12 protein-coding genes are annotated in these 19,274 nt (G+C 36.0%); 4 read left to right on the top strand and 8 right to left on the bottom strand.

Annotation, left to right across the window (positions count from 1 at the left end):
- Positions 1–48: 48 nt before the first annotated feature.
- Positions 49–1,383: a citrate (Si)-synthase gene (locus QP953_RS06190; RefSeq protein WP_052596613.1), complete on the bottom strand. Its 1,335-nt coding sequence runs from the start codon at positions 1,381–1,383 to the stop codon at positions 49–51.
- Between the two features lie 437 nt (positions 1,384–1,820).
- The gene (rfbA, locus tag QP953_RS06185; RefSeq protein WP_052596611.1) at positions 1,821–2,690 is read right to left on the bottom strand and encodes a glucose-1-phosphate thymidylyltransferase RfbA; all 870 of its coding nucleotides are present in this window, start codon (positions 2,688–2,690) and stop codon (positions 1,821–1,823) included.
- 840 nt (positions 2,691–3,530) lie between these two features.
- Between rfbA and QP953_RS06180 the strand changes: the two genes are divergently transcribed.
- Complete coding sequence (locus QP953_RS06180) at positions 3,531–5,798, top strand: hypothetical protein (protein ID WP_052596610.1); 2,268 nt, start codon at positions 3,531–3,533, stop codon at positions 5,796–5,798.
- A 249-nt stretch (positions 5,799–6,047) separates the two neighbouring features.
- Complete coding sequence (locus QP953_RS06175) at positions 6,048–8,309, top strand: outer membrane peptidoglycan-associated protein (protein ID WP_309554306.1); 2,262 nt, start codon at positions 6,048–6,050, stop codon at positions 8,307–8,309.
- Positions 8,310–8,479: 170 nt separating this feature from the next.
- On the opposite strand, the gene QP953_RS06170 is transcribed toward QP953_RS06175, so the two are convergent.
- The 4 genes from QP953_RS06170 to recA form a co-directional block, all read right to left on the bottom strand.
- On the bottom strand, positions 8,480–8,845 hold the full coding sequence (locus QP953_RS06170; RefSeq protein ID WP_309554305.1) for an LPXTG cell wall anchor domain-containing protein: 366 nt from the start codon (positions 8,843–8,845) through the stop codon (positions 8,480–8,482).
- A complete protein-coding gene (locus tag QP953_RS06165) occupies positions 8,845–9,621 on the bottom strand; it encodes a DUF4261 domain-containing protein (RefSeq protein WP_408913529.1) in 777 nt (258 codons plus the stop codon). The genes QP953_RS06170 and QP953_RS06165 overlap by 1 nt, the downstream gene beginning before the upstream one ends.
- Before the next feature lie 83 nt (positions 9,622–9,704).
- Entirely contained in the window at positions 9,705–12,746 is a 3,042-nt protein-coding gene (locus QP953_RS06160) for a CHAT domain-containing protein (protein ID WP_309554302.1), read from the bottom strand.
- Positions 12,747–13,037: 291 nt separating this feature from the next.
- A complete protein-coding gene (gene recA, locus QP953_RS06155) occupies positions 13,038–14,096 on the bottom strand; it encodes a recombinase RecA (RefSeq protein ID WP_052596604.1) in 1,059 nt (352 codons plus the stop codon).
- A gap of 456 nt (positions 14,097–14,552) precedes the next feature.
- On the opposite strand from recA, the gene QP953_RS06150 reads away from it, so the two are divergent.
- Together QP953_RS06150 and QP953_RS06145 are read left to right on the top strand one after the other, a co-directional pair.
- Entirely contained in the window at positions 14,553–15,629 is a 1,077-nt protein-coding gene (locus QP953_RS06150; RefSeq protein ID WP_309554301.1) for a DUF4837 family protein, read from the top strand.
- Positions 15,630–15,715: 86 nt separating this feature from the next.
- The gene (locus tag QP953_RS06145; RefSeq protein WP_309554300.1) at positions 15,716–16,720 is read left to right on the top strand and encodes a virulence protein RhuM/Fic/DOC family protein; all 1,005 of its coding nucleotides are present in this window, start codon (positions 15,716–15,718) and stop codon (positions 16,718–16,720) included.
- Between the two features lie 49 nt (positions 16,721–16,769).
- Here QP953_RS06145 and porQ read toward each other — a convergent pair whose 3' ends face one another.
- Entirely contained in the window at positions 16,770–17,858 is a 1,089-nt protein-coding gene (gene porQ, locus QP953_RS06140; RefSeq protein ID WP_052596598.1) for a type IX secretion system protein PorQ, read from the bottom strand.
- Positions 17,859–18,395: 537 nt separating this feature from the next.
- Positions 18,396–19,094: a hypothetical protein gene (locus QP953_RS06135; RefSeq protein WP_309554299.1), complete on the bottom strand. Its 699-nt coding sequence runs from the start codon at positions 19,092–19,094 to the stop codon at positions 18,396–18,398.
- Positions 19,095–19,274 lie beyond the last annotated feature (180 nt).

Below are 19,274 nucleotides of genomic sequence, written 5' to 3'. Positions count from 1 at the left end.
TTAGTAGATGGCTGAGATGACAGGTTCTGTCTTTTGTCTTTATATCGCTTACTCTTTTGGAGTGCTGCTAGTAGCTTCTTTTTCTATAAAGTTCTTAACAGCCAAAGAAGTCAAGGACTTAGGTCGCTCCAAAGGCATACCCAATGCTCTAGACCATACACCAGATGCCAATACTCCCATTGCACGAGACACCCCAAACAATACAGTATAGAAGCTAAAGTCTTTTAATCCATAATGCATCAACAAAGCACCAGAATGGGCATCAACATTAGGCCAAGGATTTTTCACCTTACCCAAATCTTGCAATAATGGTGGAACGATGTCAAACAACTTCCAAACTATTTTTACGATTGGGTCGTCATTGATGTAATCTTCAGCAAAAACACGTTGTGCCATATAGCGTGGGTCTGGTTGGCGCAACACAGCATGTCCATAGCCAGGGATCACTTTTCCTTCTGCCAAAGTTTTGTGGATGTAGTCTGCAATTTGGTCTGAACTAGGTGTATCTGTCCCTAAATCGTCAACCATTTGAAGAATCCACTTAATAACTTCTTGGTTAGCCAAACCATGCAATGGTCCAGCCAAAGCATTCATACCGCCAGACAAAGAATAATAAGGATCACTTAAAGTAGATCCTACTAAATGTGTTGTATGTGCCGAAGCATTTCCACCTTCATGATCTGCGTGAATAGTCAAGTACAGACGCATCAAGCTCAGAAAATCAGGATTATCACTTACGCCCAACATGTGCGCAAAATTTGCTCCCCAATCCAACTCTGGATTTGGTTCGATGTGCTTGTTATCAAAATATGTACGACGATAAATATAAGCCGCAATACGTGGCAAACAAGCAATTAAGTTCATCGTATCTTCGTAATACGCATCCCAATAATCTTGCTTGCTAATGCCTTCAGCATAACGCTTAGCAAAAATACTTTCTGTTTGCATCGACAAGATTGCCGAACTAAATTGTGTCATTGGATGCGTTGTTGTTGGCAAAGAATCCAACATTCTGAACGTATGTTCTGGAACATTAGAACGTTTTTTCCATTCTTCCGTTACCCATTTAACTTCTTTATCTGTAGGGATATCTCCAACGAGCATCAGCCAAAATAAACCTTCTGGCAATGGTTCTTTACAACCCTCGGCTTTGGGCAATGCTTTGCGTAATTGACGGATAGAGTAACCTCTGAATCGAATCCCTTCGTAAGCATCCAACTCTGATGTTTCCCAAATCATACTCTTCATACCACGCATACCACCAAACATTTGGCGGATAGAAACTTTATCGATTACTAAATCTCCATGTTCTTTAAGCATATCTTTATTTGCTTTGAATAAAGCAAATGCCTTAGCTTGAAATCTTTGTTTTAAAATATCCATTTAATCTTTTTTTGTTGCATATAAATCGACTCTCTACAGAGTTAAATATTGTCTTATCGCAAAATTAACAAATTTTATTAGAATTTCATCGGGGAAAGATAGACAAATTTTGTAGGCTTTCTAAATGTTCTGAGTCTTTGTTTGGGGCACTTTCTACAATTTTTGATTTTATCAACCAAAAAATCAAAGAAGCGACTTGACACGGTTATTTATTGTTGGGTTATTATCCAGTATTCCCCCCTTCAACCTCCTATTAATCAACCTACTGAAACATTCCACCAAAGATTGTTTTTGAGGTAGACACATGCTCTCTTTTCTCGATCATTTTTTGTAACAATATTTCTTCAAATATTGTTCTTGTAAAGATGCTTATTTTTTATGAAAAAAACAAGTCCTTTTTAAGGAACATCTCTTCACAAATTTAGCCTCAAATTCTGCTACCTTCCCCACTCCAACACTTTATACAAGTACTGACCATAACCACTTTTTTTGTATTTATCAGCAGCTTGTTCCAACAGTTCTTCATTGATAAAACCTTGTCGATAAGCGACTTCTTCTATACAACCAATTTTTAAACCTTGGCGTTCCTCAATTACCTCTATAAATTGCCCTGCTTGCATCAACGATTTATGTGTTCCTGTGTCCAACCATGCCACACCACGTCCTAGTGGCATTACTTTTAATTTCCCTTTATTTAAATAATGCTTGTTAACATCTGTGATCTCATATTCTCCTCTAGCACTTGGTTTCAAGTTTTTAGCGACTTCGATAACAGAATTATCATAGAAATACAGTCCAGGGATAGCATAGTTAGACTTAGGTTGTTTGGGTTTTTCTTCGATAGAATAGGCCATATTATCATCATCAAAAGCAACGACACCATATCGTTCAGGGTCGGCGACTTGATATGCAAAAACAATTCCTCCATCTGGTTGATTGCTCTGCTTTAATAATTCGTTGAGATTGCTACCATAGAAGATATTATCTCCCAAGATCAAAGACACACTATCATTCCCAATAAATTGTTCCCCTAGTACAAATGCTTGCGCCAGACCATTAGGAATAATTTGTTCTTGATAACTAATCCGACAGCCTATTTGAGAGCCATTACCCAATAACTTTTGGAAGTTGGGTAAGTCATACTGCGTAGAAATAATTAAAATCTCTCGAATGCCTGCCGACATCAAGGTAGACAATGGGTAATAAATCATTGGTTTGTCGTACACTGGCATCAATTGTTTGCTTACTGCTAGTGTCAAAGGGTAAAGACGTGTTCCCAAGCCTCCTGCTAAGATAATTCCTTTCATAAATCTAGTTCGTATATATTATATTAATCTTTCTGTTTTCGATTTCCAATTATACAGATTTTTTGCTCTCTTCCTTTACCAGCTTTTTTTGGCATAAACTGTGCATTACAACATGAATATAAATAGATTGCTGAGTTGGATTAAGAGAAAAAACACCGCTTATTGAGTGTACAAACTTAAAAAAAAATTAAACTACTCGGTCAAACACAATAAAATATTATTGTAAATCATTTTAAATTCAAGTATTTTGTCCTTTGCGAATAGAATAACAAATCAATCATTTCGCAAATACAATAAATAAGCCTTACTTTTGTAATGAAAAAGAGTAAGCTAAGTATTTTTGCTTTCTTTCCCAATAGGTGGATGCTTACAATAAATGACTTATAAAATGACTATAAATTTTAGCAGATAATCAAGTACGGAACTTATTTAGAATGGTCTCTTGCGAGTTTTTTCGACCAATTAGATGCATAATTTATTCATCCATAAACAATCATTTATTACAATCATACACTTACTATCTAAATTTATAGGTTGTGTTTTTTGGAGAATTGAAGCTATATTGAGGACAATTATCGGTAGAGTTTGTTAAAATTTTAGATTCTTTTTAGCCAAGGGCTTATGAGTAAGGTCTTGTTTTGGGTATTAATAGGACTTTTTGAGGGTTAAGTAACTCTATTCTTATCTTAAACTACTAGACAAGTTAAAACAAATTCAAAACCAAACCTTTGCAACTTGAAGTTTTTCAACACCCTCCCGAACAGCCTCATTTATAGAACATTAAACAAACCAATTAACACACTTTCACTTGTTGATTCTTTTTAAAACTTAAGCAACAGAATGAGAAAATTATATATTACCCTGCTCTTATCTGCTATGTTTGTTGGGCTTACAAATGCTCAAAAAACGCTTCCTTGGAAAAAACGCCTCAAAATGGCTCAAGACTTTGAAAAACAAGGCGACTACTACCAAGCAGCAGTATATTATGAAGGCATTTACGCTGAAAAAAGTGATAAACCAGAATACACTTACAAAGCTGGTAATTGCTACTATGCATTAAGAGACTATGCCAACACTGTCAAAGCATTGGAACCTGTCAAGGATCAAAACGATACTTATGACAAGCCTGGATACAAATATGCGTTAGCTTTAAAACAAACAGGGCAAGCAGAAAAGGCAAAAGTTGCTTTTGATAAATTCATTAAGAGTTATGCATCCGATAATGAAGATTACAAAGCCCTAAAAGAAGCTTGTGAAAACGAAATAAAAGGTTGTGATTTTGCTTTAAATGAAAAAACACATACTAATGCTGCGATTAAAATAGAGTTGTTAGATGCTAAAATAAATAGTAACAAAACTGAGTTTGCTCCGATTCCTTTTGATGATAATATCCTTTATTTTTCTTCTTTGGCAACAGGATCTGCAAAAGTATACCGCAGTCAAAAAAATGGTGAAAACTGGTCTCGTCCTCAAGTTCCTCAAATATTTGAAGGAAAAATGGCAAAACCTCATTTTGGGAATGGTACCTTTACAGAAGACAACGAGCATTTTTACTTTACACAATGCGATTTACCAGACAGAAAACCTTCTTGTGCCATCTATGTGATGAACAAAATCAGTGACGACGAATGGTCAGAGCCTATTTTGCTTCCTGATTATATCAACGAAGCGGGTGCCAATACAACGCATCCTTTTGTAGTGACCACAGATGACAAAGAGATCTTGTACTTTGTTTCAGACCGCGAAGGCGGGCGTGGAGGTTTGGACATTTGGTTTACCACACGTGCTGTTGGGAGTTCTAGCAATAACTTTACGTTACCTAAAAACTTGGGTAGAAATATCAATACTCCTGGCGATGAAATTACACCGCATTATGACAAAGCGGAAGGTATTCTTTACTTTAGCTCGGATGGTCGTGTGAGTGCTGGAGGCTTGGATATTTTCAAATCGAAAGGAGAGAAATTACAATGGGAAGTGGCTCAAAATTTAGGATTTCCTCTAAATTCTTCTGCCGATGACCTTTACTATACTGTAAGCGAGGCACATGGCGGTGGGTATTTTGTCTCCAACCGTTTGTTGGCACCGAAAAAATCAGCAACAACTGATGACGATATTTTTTACTTTGGTGAAAACAAAATTGTTGTAACCATCAGTGGAATGATTACGGATGCGAACTACCCTGACAATGGAGCCCTTTCTGAAGTTAATATCAAACTTTTTAACGAAGATGAATTGGTTGAAGAGCGTATGTTATCAATCGCTGAATATCGTTTCAAATTAGCGCCTAAAAAACAATATACGGTTGAAATTTCTAAAGAAGGTTATAACTTAGCTAGCTTCGACATCAACACAAGTGAGTTTGTTCATTCTGAAGATGTTATCAAAGACGTTGCTCTAGAAGTTCCTACCGTAGAACCAGAAGAAGTAGATTGGGATGCTGTCAAATTCCGCATTGTGCCTCCTGAATATGATTCTCGTGACAATCCGTACTCTTTTCCTAGCGAACCAATTGATCCAGTAACTGGAGAAGCATACGAAGGACCTTACTTAGAGATATACAATCAAATAAAAGAAGATGTCGCTGATTTATCTACTGAGAGTAAAGTTTACTACGATGGTCCCGATGGCGAGTTACTGCCTTATATGGGAGACATCAGTTCTACGGTTGAAGATGAACCAGTATTTGAAGAAGAACCATTCATTGAAACACCTGTTGAAAAAATCTATCCAGAAGAAGCTGCTCCAGAAGGCACTGTTTATATTATCCAAGTCGCAGCGGTTCGCCGTTACAAAAGTTACAAATACGAGGATTTAGAGTCGGTTGGGAAATTAGCTTTTGAAGATATTCACGATGGTATTCGCCGAGTGATGGTTGTTCCTAGCGAACTTACAGACGATGGTCTAGAAGGGTTCAAATCCAAAGGAGAAGCATTAAATACCCTTTCTTATATTATTAATAATACACGTTTTGAAAATGCTTTTGTTATTAAAGTGGTTAATGGCGAACGAGTTGGCGAAGGTTTCCGTGGCTGGGATGAACCAGAGGACGGAACTTCCGAAACCTTTGAAGAAGAAGAAAGTCTGAACGAGGATTATGAAGGTTTTTAATTGAAACACCTACTCAAAGACTAAAAAGAAACAACCCCTTACATATTAATAGAATAATTGTTAGTGTTTCAGATTTTAGAGACAACCTTGTTTTTTCATTCGGGGTTTACCTAAAATCTGAAACGTTCAAAGTTAGGGCATGTGCTGTTATCAACATGGATAGAACGCTTTTATTGTAGTTGTTTTATCGGGCAACCAATGATTTTCAAGAACTCCCATTACTTGTCTTCCCAACAAAGAATTTACAGAATGAAAATAACACATTTTACTTTGCTTATTGCTTTTTTGCTTGCTTCAAGTATGAATGCACAGAATCAACTTCCTTGGAGAAAACGAGCTAAAATGGCTGCAGATTTTGAAAAAAGTGGCGATTTGTACCGTGCGGCAGTATACTATCGAGGCGTTTATGAAGAAAAAAAAGATAAGCCTGAATACAGCTTCAAAGCTGGTCGATGTTTCCTCGATTTAAGAGATTACGAAAATGCTGTCAAATCGTTGGAAGTTGTAAAAGATGATAATAACAATCCTAAATATGACAAGCCTGGGTACAAATATGCCTTGGCTCTCAAACAAACAGGCGCTGCTAATAAAGCAAAAGAAGCATTTAACAGCTTTTTGTTAAGTTATCAAGGAGACGACAAAGAGCTATACCGAGAATTTGTTGAAAATGAACTAAAAGGTTGCAACTATGCCTTAAAAGCACAACAATATACCAATCCTGCCGTTACAATTGAGCATTTGAGTCCTAAGGTAAACAGTGCTAAAACTGAGTTTGCCCCCATCCCTTTTGCGAATGATGTGCTCTATTTTTCTTCTACAATCAAAGGAGTAGCAAAGATTCATAGGACTGTCAAACAAGCAGATGGTTGGGTGCGTCCTCAAGTTCCTTCTATTTTTGTTGGCAAAATGGAACGTACACATTTTGGCAATGGTTCATTTACACAAGACGGCAATCGTTTTTACTTTACTCAGTGTGATATTATTGACGGCAAACCTCAATGTGCCATTTATTTAATGGAGAACTTGGGAGGTGGGCAATGGTCTGCTCCAACGATCTTGCCAGACTATATCAATCCTGACGATGCCAATACCACCCATCCTGTGGTTGTCACCTCAGATAATCAAGAAATTTTATACTTTGCTTCCAATCGAAAAGGTGGAAAAGGTGGCTTGGACTTGTGGTATACAACTCGTCCCGTAAACAGCAATATCAAAAGCTTTACTTTGCCTAAAAATTTAGGGAGAAATGTCAATAGTATTGGAGACGAGATTAGCCCTTTTTATCACAAACCAACAGGAACCCTTTATTTTAGTTCTAATGGTCGTGTGAGTGCTGGTGGTTTGGACATCTTCAAATCTAAGGGGGAAAAGCTACAGTGGGAAGTTGCCCAAAATTTAGGCTTTCCTGTCAATTCGGCAGCAGATGATCTATATTATACAATCAGTGAAGCACATGGTGGAGGATATCTAGTTTCTAATCGTCCATTTGAGCCAGAACGTTCTACAACAACAGATGATGATATTTTTTACTTTGGTATTGAAAATATAGAGCTGGCAATATCTGGTGCTATTCGAGATTCGGATTATCCCGAACGAGGTCTATTGAAAGATCTTAACATTAAGCTTTTTCAAAAAACAAACTTGGGCGATGAAGAATTGATTGACGAACGTATACTGGCGGTTGGAGAATATGAGTTCAAAAATTTAGAGCCTAATACTTCTTACATTATCTCCATCGAAAAAGAAAATTTTCAAGTAGCTAGTTTTCCATTCACAACAGGAAGCCAATCAGAGAATATTAGTAATGATGTTGAATTAATCGCTCGGACAGATATTGTTCTGCCTCCAAGAGTAGATCCACAAGACATCCGTTATTACATCATGGCAGCACATTACAACTCTAATAGCAATGCTTATCAATTGCCTGTCGATCCCATTGACCCTAATTTAGGGATTGAATACACAGGAGACACCTTAAAAATTTTCTATGAGTTAGATGCTATTGCAGGATTGGGAGATTATCGAAAGTTATACTATGACGAAGATGGAATTCCTCAGCCTTATCATGAGCCTCAAATCGTCAAACAAGAAGACATTAAAGAACTGCCTATTTTCCCTGGACCTTACCCTCCTAGTCCAATTGCCCCTCCATCGGTTGTGTACAAAATTCAAGTATCTGCTGTCCGTAAATTTAGAGCTGATAAATACGAAGTTTTAAAAGAAATTGGTCGTTTATCAACAGAAAAAATTAGCAGTGGTCTGAAACGAATCTTAGTGGTTAGCAAAGAAACCAACGAGGAAAACATTGACGGTTTTAAAAGAAAATCCGATGCTCTTAACGCACTTTCTTACGTATTAAACAACTCAGGATTTGAATATGCTTTTGTTATCAAGTATGTTGATGGAGAGCGTGTTGGAGAGGGCTTCCGTGGATGGAATGAAGAAGAGGGCTTGGATACCGATACCAAACCTGATGGTCGTATTCCCAAAGATGTATACGAAGGTTTTTAAACAAAATCTTTCCACCTTCCTATTGCCAAATACTGAACAAACTTACGTTTTAAACGCTTTTTCAGTATTTGGCTTTAATATCCAATCCATTACCATACGTTTTGTTTATCTAAGTTTGATGTGATACTCTCTGAGATCGAACGTCGTTTGATTATAAATTGCAACGGCTGTTACAGATAGTTATAAATTGGTACCAATAAAAATACAATAGCCAATACGGCTAAAGCGATACCAAATAGAACAACGATCCTCATACTTTTATCCCCTGTTTTGTGATATTTCCATCCTCCCCAAAGTCCACCTAAAGCAACCATCAAGATAAAAATTCTCAAGCCCACACTTGTTGACATTGCACTAAATGACAAGTCGGCATCTCGTTCTATTGCAATCTTCAGAAGGTACTTATTCAATTGCATTCCCAACGACAGCATAAAGCTTAGCATTCCCAACAAAACACTTCCAACGCCCCATAACAGAGGCATCCAACTTCCTTTAGAAGTTTTTTCTTGGCTGTCTAATAATGCTTCTCTTTCCATTAAAGTTCTAGTTTTATGGTATTACCTTCTAAAAATCGTCCTTCAGAAACACGGATTGCTATTTTTTGCTCGGCTGAAAATCCTATTGTTTCCCCGTCTTGCAGCACAACATCCTGTGCGACAACATAATTAACAATGGACAATAGAAAATCATATAGATCCATTTTTTCTAGCTTGCTATCCAGAACTTCTATTTCTCTTTTTTGAAAATCTTTTAAACCAAATGTATACACACTACTTCCATCTTGACTCCCAATCAAACCAATATAAACCCATAATTGAATAGGAAGCTCTTCCTCTAACAAGAAATTGGCAAAATCTAAGTACAAATCTTTTGGTAACAAAAGTGTTTGAGTTCCTTGATAAATTCCAATAGCTCCAGAAGTCCTTAATATCGAAGCATTTAGTTTTGTCAACATCTTGTAACGCTCCAAGATAGCTACATTTTTACTCGAAAGCACCGTCACAATCGCATGGCTTTGATGATTTCGACAATCTTCTTCAGCGTTTTTCCATAAATAATTGTGAGGAGCAATATCCTCAATATCTTTGGCAGGAATTGGCGCTGGCATACTAGCCAAAGCCACCAATACACCATCAATACTCATCGTAGCAGTCTTTGCATCTCCATTAACGTCCGACACGTCTAGCTTCCAATAACTTTTTAAATCGTCTATTACAGCTTGCAAATTATACGAGTCCGCCCCATTAAACATCGGCATAGACAACAAAATAGAGGACTCAGACTGTTCTATTGAAAAATTTTTTTCGGTCATTTCCCCTTCTTTTTTTTTATTTTTGAACCAATCAAATAGCCCCATATTTTTTTATTTATTAGAATACTCAATACTTACCACATTTATTCTGCCAATGCTTTTTTACGTAAGCCCCCCATTACTATCAATACAACTATAAAGCCTATCAACCCCCACCACCAAGCAGAAGTAGTTTTAGAATCAATAGCGACAACTCCTGTATCTCCAATTAGCACATAAGCTGCCCAAAATACAGGGTGACCAATCGGACCATCTGCCGCCGCCAGATAACTCAATTTTGCTTGCTGTAATGCAACATCTTTTTCCATCCCCTTATGTAAGTTTTGATAAAAATATTGCATGATGGTTTGTGTCGATTGATCGTTAATTTGCCAAAGTGTTGTTAAAATACTGGCAGCACCAGCATACATAAAACCGCGCCCTAAGCTCAGTACTCCCTCTCCCTTTTGGTAAATACCATCACCTGTCGAACAAGCAGAAAGCACTAACAAATCCGTGTTTAAATCCAAACTTGACAATTCGTAAGCAAATAAAATATTATCTTCTATTGTATCTCCATTTTCTGTAAACACTAATCCCGACTTCATCGGCAATTTATTATTCACCAAACCATGTAGAGCCAAATGAACAATAGAATAATTTCCCAAAGATTGTTTAAAGTTAGCCTCTGTAGCAGAGGCTTCTAACCAAAATTTTCCTTTAAATGTTTGTTTTAAAAAAAGAACTTCGTTTTTTGCTCCTTCCAATTCTACCAAATTCTGACGTAAAACCATCCGATCTTGTGGTATATTTGTAATAGGCTGTTGATAAGTAGCCGCCATTCCTAAGATTCCTTTTCGATCAGATTTAACAATAACTTCTTTCTTTAATAATTCTAACCATAGCGAGGCCGTATACTGATAACTAACCTCATATTTTTTCAACAAATAAGGCAAATCTTTAAAATCAACTGTTTCCACATTGACTTTTTCCATCAACAATGTCTCAAAAGGAATGTAATGCAACAAACCATCTGCTGAAATAATGATCTTTTTAGAACTATTTACAACTTTACTCAACAACAATTGATACAAACGATGACTTTGAGTACAAAAATCATCAAACTTTTTCTTTGAGTAAGATTGAACATCCAAAATATTAGATAATCGCCTTTTTAAAGTCAGTAAATCTTTTGAAAAACTGTTTCGGTTGTCTCCTACTAATGTTTCTATTTGAAGATTTATCTGATCACTTGTCAAACTCAACATATACAAGTTTCTTTCCCCGACAAAGTAAGAGACAAAAGTTGCCTGCTTGTCCGCTAAAATTTCTTGTACAGCTTCAACCGAAACAACCCTATCTTGAAATTTCAATTCATAATATTTAGGATACGATGCTTCTAAATGCTTTTTTAGTTGATCCAACTCTGCTCGTTTTCGAAGTAAAATATCTTGAAAAGCCGCAATAGCAATTGTTTTATCTTTCCGTTGCGCATCTAATAATTTAGACTCATAAATTTTAATATCATTTGCTAAATTCCGTTCTTCTGTACGCAACGTATCGGGCACTCCTCCAAAACTCTGTGCTAGATTTTCATTTAGTGCCTCTGACAAAAGAATCGCCTTGCTCTTTTCTATGAGGGTAAACATTTCTCTCAAATATGCTACATCTTTAGAATCCTTGTACAGTCTACCAATTGCTTCCAAAGAGTATTCATAAATTTTTGGAGCATTATCCAATAGCTTTTGCTTGGCACTTTTTGTCGTCAAACTTTGACGAATCTGATCCAATAGACCTCTTGCTTGTTGTGTAGTTCTATAAAAATCCTCTTCTGTCGCTATGCTATTATTATATTGACGTTGCCAATGCAACAAATCCAATTTTTTAGTCAATGTCTCTAACGCTTGTGGTTCATCTTGTGTATATACTACTAATTCATTAGTACTTGTATTTTTTAATAAATCTAAAGCACGATTGTATAAATTCAAAGCAAGGGTTAGATTCTTTCGTTGAAACCAATAATCCCCTCTAATAGTAAGCGTTTTTGCCATAAATGCAAAAGGAACTCTATTCTCATTCTCTTTTAGAATTTTCTCTAAATACAAGTAACTTGTAGTATCGTTTTTAATGGTATAATATTGCATTAGAGGGTTTAAGACTAAAAAAGCTCCCTGTCCTTGTGCGACAAAATAGGGCAAATGCTTCTCTAGCATCTCAACATAAGGAACTGCCTTTTTCAATTTTTTTCGTTCTAATTGAATTTCTAACAACCCACTATAGACATACGAATAATTGATTTTAGTATAAGGATCATAGGCTAGTTTTTCTTCTTTAGGCAACAAGTCTTTCGCTGTCAAAAAACAATCTTCCGCTGCTCTAAAATTTCCTAATTCTTTATAAATATTCCCCGAACGAGTCAACTGCTGTAAATATTTAATCGAATCATGCATTTCCGATTTTAGTACAATACTTCCGTATTCCAAAGCTCGGTTAAAATCTTTTTTCCTTAAATACAGCTCAGACAAACTGCTATAGATATTTAGCTTTTCTTTTTTAGTAAACGCTGTAGAATTTATGACTTTTAGAAAGTAAGTAGCTGCTCTCTCATAATTTTGCTCTACAGCCATAAAATGATTTCCAGCTAAGACAGCATAGTATCTTTGTTTCTTTTTATCTACCCAATCCCATACAGACATCAATTCATCATAATACCGCCCAATTTGAGAAAATGCATCTAGGTGATAATAGGCATTTTCTGCTAGAATCTGTGTAATAAAAGCCCAATCATTCCACTTTTCAGCCTCTTTCAGTTGTACCCTATAATCCTCTAACAAAGCAAAACTCTGCATCATTTCCTCCCCATCTAAAAACTGTCTATTAATAGACATACTTAAACTCGGTCCTAATAATCGCTCCCCTAAAATCGAATACAATTGCTGTCTATCCTCATAGCCTACCTGCTTAAAAAACAAATAAATTTGATGGAAATCCTTGGCTTCCCATTGATAAGAAGGCTTTTGTATTATTAGATTTTCTAATCCAGTAACGCCTTCATTTTTGAGAATTTTAGCAACATCAACTTGTCCCAGACAATTAACAAAAAGGTTGACAAGCAGAAATAAAATTAAAATTATCTTATACAACATATTGTGGCAGTGCGATTTAAGACAGAACAAGTTTTCTTAGTAAATTACTATATCTACTGTACAAATACAACTCTTTTTCTTAATAATGTAAAAGTAATTCTCTAAAGTTTCTCTGTCCTCTGTAAAGTCTCCTTGAAGAGATAATTAGCAGATGTCGCATTGTGGTATACTAAAGATATTTAGATAAAGTTTGTAGAATACCATGCTACAAAAAAATGCCCCTCAACAATTGTTAAGAGGCATGCATCTTATTTTATAATAACCTATACAGATAGGATTACGTGCTGAGTATTATGCATCAGCAGCTTCCACTTCTGTATTTTCTTCTTCAAATTCTATTCCTGTTAATTTAGCGCGGATTTTAGCTTCGATCTCTTCTGCTACTTCAGGATTATCTAACATAAACTGCTTAGCAGCTTCTCTACCTTGAGCAATCTTACCATCGCCATAACCATACCAAGCACCACTTTTAGAAAGAATATTAAATTCCGTTCCCAAATCTACAATTTCACCACTCTTAGAAATTCCTTCTCCATACATAATATCAAATTCTGCTACTTGGAATGGAGGAGCTAATTTATTCTTAACAATTTTCACTTTGACATGGTTTCCGATTACTTTTCCTTCTCTATCTTTGATTGCACCACCAGAACGGCGAATGTCCAAACGTTGAGAAGCATAGAATTTCAAAGCATTACCACCAGTAGTTGTTTCAGGATTTCCGAACATCACCCCAATTTTTTCACGCAATTGGTTGATAAAAATACAACAACAATTTGTTTTGCTAATAACAGAAGTTAATTTACGCATTGCTTGTGACATCAAACGCGCTTGCAATCCCATTTTAGAGTCTCCCATTTCCCCCTCTATTTCGCTACGAGGAACCAAAGCAGCAACAGAATCCACTACCAAAATATCAATTGCCCCAGAACGGATTAAACTTTCAGCAATTTCCAATGCTTGTTCACCATGGTCAGGTTGTGCAAAAATTAACTCGTCAACATCAATACCAAGACCTTCTGCATAAAAACGATCAAAAGCATGCTCTGCATCAATAAACGCAGCAATGCCACCATTTTTTTGACATTCAGCGATTGCATGTAAAGCAATTGTTGTTTTACCTGATGACTCTGGACCATATATTTCTACAACACGTCCTTTTGGAAATCCACTTGTACCTAAAGCTACATCTAAGGCTACCGAACCTGTAGAAATGGTTTCAACCTTTTCAACTTGATGATCTCCCAAACGCATTACTGCTCCTTTTCCATAAGTTTTCTTTAGACGATCTAAAGTTGTTTGTAATGCTTTTAATTTATTGTCGTCTCCAGAAGTGCTTTTTTTTGCCATTGTGTTTCTAATTTTGTTTTTCAAAAAAGAAAATGTTCTAAAACATTTTGTTTTAATTTTGATTATTGTCAAGTGTGATACAAATATAAGCTAACATTTTTCAGTTTGCAAGTTTCTTATACTCTTTTTGCAAAAAAATGTTTCAACAAGTTGTTTAAAATTTAAAAAATAAATCATTTTGTTTCTAAAGAAACATCTTTTTTCTATTTTTTTTGTTTTTGAGGTCTATAATGTGACCCAACAAGCTCCAAAAACTCCAACAAGTTACTCTTTTTAAGCTCTGAAATAAAACCGAGTAACAATCCAATAAAAATTTATAGTATGAATCTTGATTTAGTCGTTATATTATCGTTAATTTTGCAGCAATTTAGAAATTAGAGCAACTTTTATTGTTTTATCTGCATCTAGATAGATAACAGACTATTTCGATGACAACTATTCAAACCATTTAATCTAATGCAGCATCATTTAAGCTTTATCATAACCACCATCATCTTAATTAGTTTACTTTTCAGTTGTACACAAGAACAACGCACAAGCATTGCGATTACACCTAGCGCTTATGGAAAAGTAGACAACATAATGGTCGTTGCCGATGAGTATACTTGGACAACAACGATTGGAGATACCTTTAGAAATTATTTCGAAGCCTTGTATCCTGTTACTCCACAGCCTGAACCAATTTATGATTTGCGTTATAAAACTCCCAAACAATTTAAAGAAGGGAAAATTCTAAAAACACATCGTGCTATTATTATAATGGGCGCTTTGGACGATATGAATGATCCTGCAAGTGCTGAAATTCGAAAAGCAATTGGTCCTGAAAATGTTGAAAAAGCAAAAAAACAGTCCAATTATAGAATTGCCATTCATAGAGATCGTTGGGCGCAAGGGCAGACTGTCATTTATTGGTTTGGTCCTACTAGAGAAGAATTACTCAAAACTGTAAAAAAAGACTATCAGGAGGTAATGAAGCAATTCAATAAAGCGGATACGGAATTGTTCATTCAACAAATCTATGCTCCTGGCTCTAATACAGATGCAACCAATGCGATCTACGAGACGTTTAAGATTGACTTAAAAATACCCAAAGACTTTGCTCTGGCAAACATTGATAGTAACTCAATTTGGCTAAGAAGAGAAACCAATAAAACAAGTAGTAATATCTTTATTTATACCTTGCCGCTCGCTGATTCAACAGCACTTAGTCCTGAAAATCACAAAAGAATTAGAAATCAATTGACAAAAGTTTATTTCTCTTCGCACATTGAAAACTCCTATATGCAAATTGATGATCGGGTTTTGCCTATTTATTATCAAGAAATGGTATTTGATAAAAAAGAAACGTTACAAGCTAGGGGCTTGTGGGGCATGATAAATGATTTCATGGGCGGTCCTTTTGTAACATATATGATTAAAGATCCTGCCAATAATCGAGTCATTCTTTTGGATGGTTTTGTCCATGCTCCTGGTCAAAAAAAACAACCCAAAATGCGCAAATTGGATATGATTTTCTCGACTTTCTCTTCTTAAATATGGTATATATAAGTTAGTCAGTTAGTTCTATTGCTCCTTTGAGCATTCCTTTTCATTCTATACTATTCTCTCAATACTTCCTTATGTTGTCCAGCGAATTAGTTATTTTCAAACCATCTACTGGAGAAGTAGAATTTCAAGTCATCCTAGATGGAAAGGAAGAGACAATTTGGGTCACCCAGCAGCAAATGATGGACTTGTTTGGCAAAGCTCGCCGAACCATAGGAGCGCACATCAAAAATATTTACGTAGAAGGGGAACTTGAACGAGCGGCAACTTGGCGAGAAATTCGCCAAGTTCAAATCGAAGGGCAAAGAAAGGTACGCCGAAAGGTGGATTATTACAACCTAGATGTCATTATATCTGTTGGCTATCGCGTCAAATCTAAAACAGGGGTAGAATTTAGGCAATGGGCAACGAAACGGCTTAGAGAATACTTACTACAAGGTTATAGCATCAATAACCGGTTATTGGAACAACAACAACGTAAGATTGTTAGTCTAAAACAACAAGTAGAAGATTTATCTATTGAGTTGGTCGAAACTCAACAACAACTGACAGACGGATTGCTTTCTATTATTAGTCATTACTCCAAATCGTTTGAGCTACTGAATCAATACGACTCAGATGCTCTTTCTACAGACAACCTCAATCCAGATATTATCCATGTTATTCATTATCCAACTGTCAAAAATGCGATAGAGGAATTGAAAAAAAATTTAATTCAAAAAGGGGAAGCCAGTCTTTTGTTTGGGAATGAAAAAGATGATTCTTTTCGTGGTATTCTAGGTAGTATTTCTCAAACAGTCTTTGGTCAATTAGCCTATCCTAGTATAGAAGAACAGGCGGCACAATTGCTTTATTCTATTATCAAAGGACATGCCTTTAGTGATGGCAACAAACGCATTGGTTCTTTTATTTTTGTTTGGTTCTTGGAGCAAAACAACTTCCATCTTACTCCTGATAATACTAGAAAAATTAACGACAATACTTTGGTTGCACTCGCTTTAGCTGTTGCCCAAAGTTTGCCCAACCAAAGAGAAATTATCATTCGGTTAATTATTAATTTGATAAAAGAAAATGCTTAGTAGGTCGTTACTAAATGGCTATCTTTTAACCCAATCTACTACTACGTTTTTAACGCTTTTTCCAAGCTCCTTTTAGAATCTCATCCAAGTTGATAGACAAGCTAAAGTGATGCGCTGCTCCTGCAAAATGATATGCACCAAAACCATAATCAATTTGGAATTGTTTGATGCGAAGCCCACAACCAAAAGAAAACCCAGAAAGGTCACTCACACCAGAAGTCATCAATTCTCCTCGACGCATATGATTGTACCCTGCTGCTACTCTAAAAACTTCGGGTTTACCTTTTTTACCAAACAACAATTCAATGTTAAAAATAAAATGCCTAAAGATATCATCAACTACCTTGATAGCAGAATTATCAGGTTGTTCTGTTCCATTTCCAGTAAATAGAGCTTGATTATCTTGATTGCTAGGATCGTCGTATACAATTCCCCAACGATGTAGATTGTGCATAATAACCGAAAAACGCAACGGAATATACTTCAACCGATGTGCAAAACCAATTTGCAAGTCAAATGGCAATGGTTCCATATTCCCGTTTCGGGCATAAGTTGAAAACTGTGTTCCCATATTTTTAAAAGCTACCGTTAAATTGATATTCTTAGCCGTATCAGAGAACATTGCAGCAGCATCAAAAGCAATTCCTGTAGAGTTATAACTTCCCAAATAAGACAAAATAGTTTTGGCATTGGCCCCAACAGATAAAAATTTACTAATCTGATAACCTGCTCCTAAATTAATCGCATATTCGGCAGCGCTAGTTTCACCTGTATAGGTTCCCGTTACATCTCTATTTTGAAACTTGCCGTAACTAATGTACTGCAAGCCTGCATGCACCATCACAGGAACTTTTCCTTGATCAATATGATGCCCATAGGCCAAATACCCATGCGTAATACCTCCCATATAGACACTTTGACTAAATGCAACCCTACGGTGCATCAATGGATTTAAGGCTGCTGGATTGTGGTATGCTAAATTTAAATCGGCATCTCTAACCGTAATTAAACTTCCGCCAACAGAGGTTAAGCGAGCAGAATTAGGAATTCTCAAAAACTCATAAGTACTGTTGCCCCCAATTTGGGCGTTAATTCCTACGTAGATAATACTAAAGAGTGCCGTGAACCAATATTTCATAAAAAATGTTATTTGTAGAAGTGTTTAAAAGTGGCTTAGTTTCCAAAACACTAATCCATTTACAAACAAGCTTCACTTAGGTAAATACTTTGTGGATTACTCATGAGGGCGCAAGCTTAGTTAGCTTTGCTGCTACTGGTGAAGTTGCTTCGTTTAGTTAATTTACGTAAATCTGATTATCAATAAAAACAACACAATAAAATTATATTCTACTGATAATCAACTACCCAACATTCATAAAACGAAGTTCATGAAGTAAATAAACTAATACGATTTTACCACAAAGTAATGTTAATTCAAACCAATCAACTAAAATTGTAGACAAGATGAAATTATTCTATCCAATAAAAAGCTAAAAATAGAAAAATAATCAGACTAACAGGATAGTTTCCTTGAACTGATTAACTAGAATTTGCAACTTATTACGATTTGTTGATAATATAAATGTGTAGAAATATTGGTTCTATAGAATAGGTAATTTAATTCCAAAATCACGCCCTACCACAAGGGCATGTTCCTAGAAAACGTACCATCCTATTATTCGCTGCCTAACACACTAGATTTTTCATCTGTTCCATTCATTATTTCATCGCAAATGCTTGTGCTTGGTCTCAAGTAGCCTTTCCCACGCTCCCAAATAGTACAGCAAAAGCCTTCTTTACAACGCTTTTTGGCCAGCAATTTTCTTGTTTCTGAATCGTACTCATAAAGCACGCCTTCTTCTAAACCTTCTTCATCTCCTAGAATAGATGTATAACTTCCTCTTCGAGTCAAAACCCCATTGGGAGCATACTCTCTAAATGGTCCTTGCTCCATGTTATCTTTCATCGTTACACACTCCTTTAACGTCCCATCTACATAATAAGAACACAACTCTCCATACAGCGCATCTTTTTCATAATACCCTTTCTGCTTGACAGTACCTTCAGGGTGATAGTAAATAAAAGGACCTTCATAGCTTCCATTTTCAAGCAATAAGTTTCCTGACAAAGAACCATCTTCATGGTAAATTTTTTCCGCACCATTTAGCGAGCCATGATCGTAGGTATGCTCCAAAGCTATATTACCATTCTCATGATAAACTTTATAATAACCATGTCGCACATTTGATTTCGTCAACACCTGATACCGCTCTACAACACGCCCTTCATACCGTACTGTCACTACTTTTGTTTGGCAAGAATACAAGCTACATGCTAGCACACCCCCCAAGAGGATTTTCATTAATTGTCTCATAATAATTCGTCTAATACCTTCTACCTTTCTATCAAAAAGTAGTCTGGTGGTCTTAAATTTGGATTTATCCCCTTACAATAGTTCGTTGAAAAACTTTATTATTTTACTTCGTGAGTGCTGCGCAGTTGATAATCAACAAGTTACAGTTTTACTGCATTTTGTGTTAAAAACTTGATTATC

Source organism: Aureispira sp. CCB-E (assembly GCF_031326345.1).
Taxonomy (GTDB): Bacteria; Bacteroidota; Bacteroidia; order Chitinophagales; family Saprospiraceae; genus Aureispira.
Note: the sequence above shows the minus strand (reverse complement) of the source record. Positions and strands in the feature narration are given on the sequence as shown.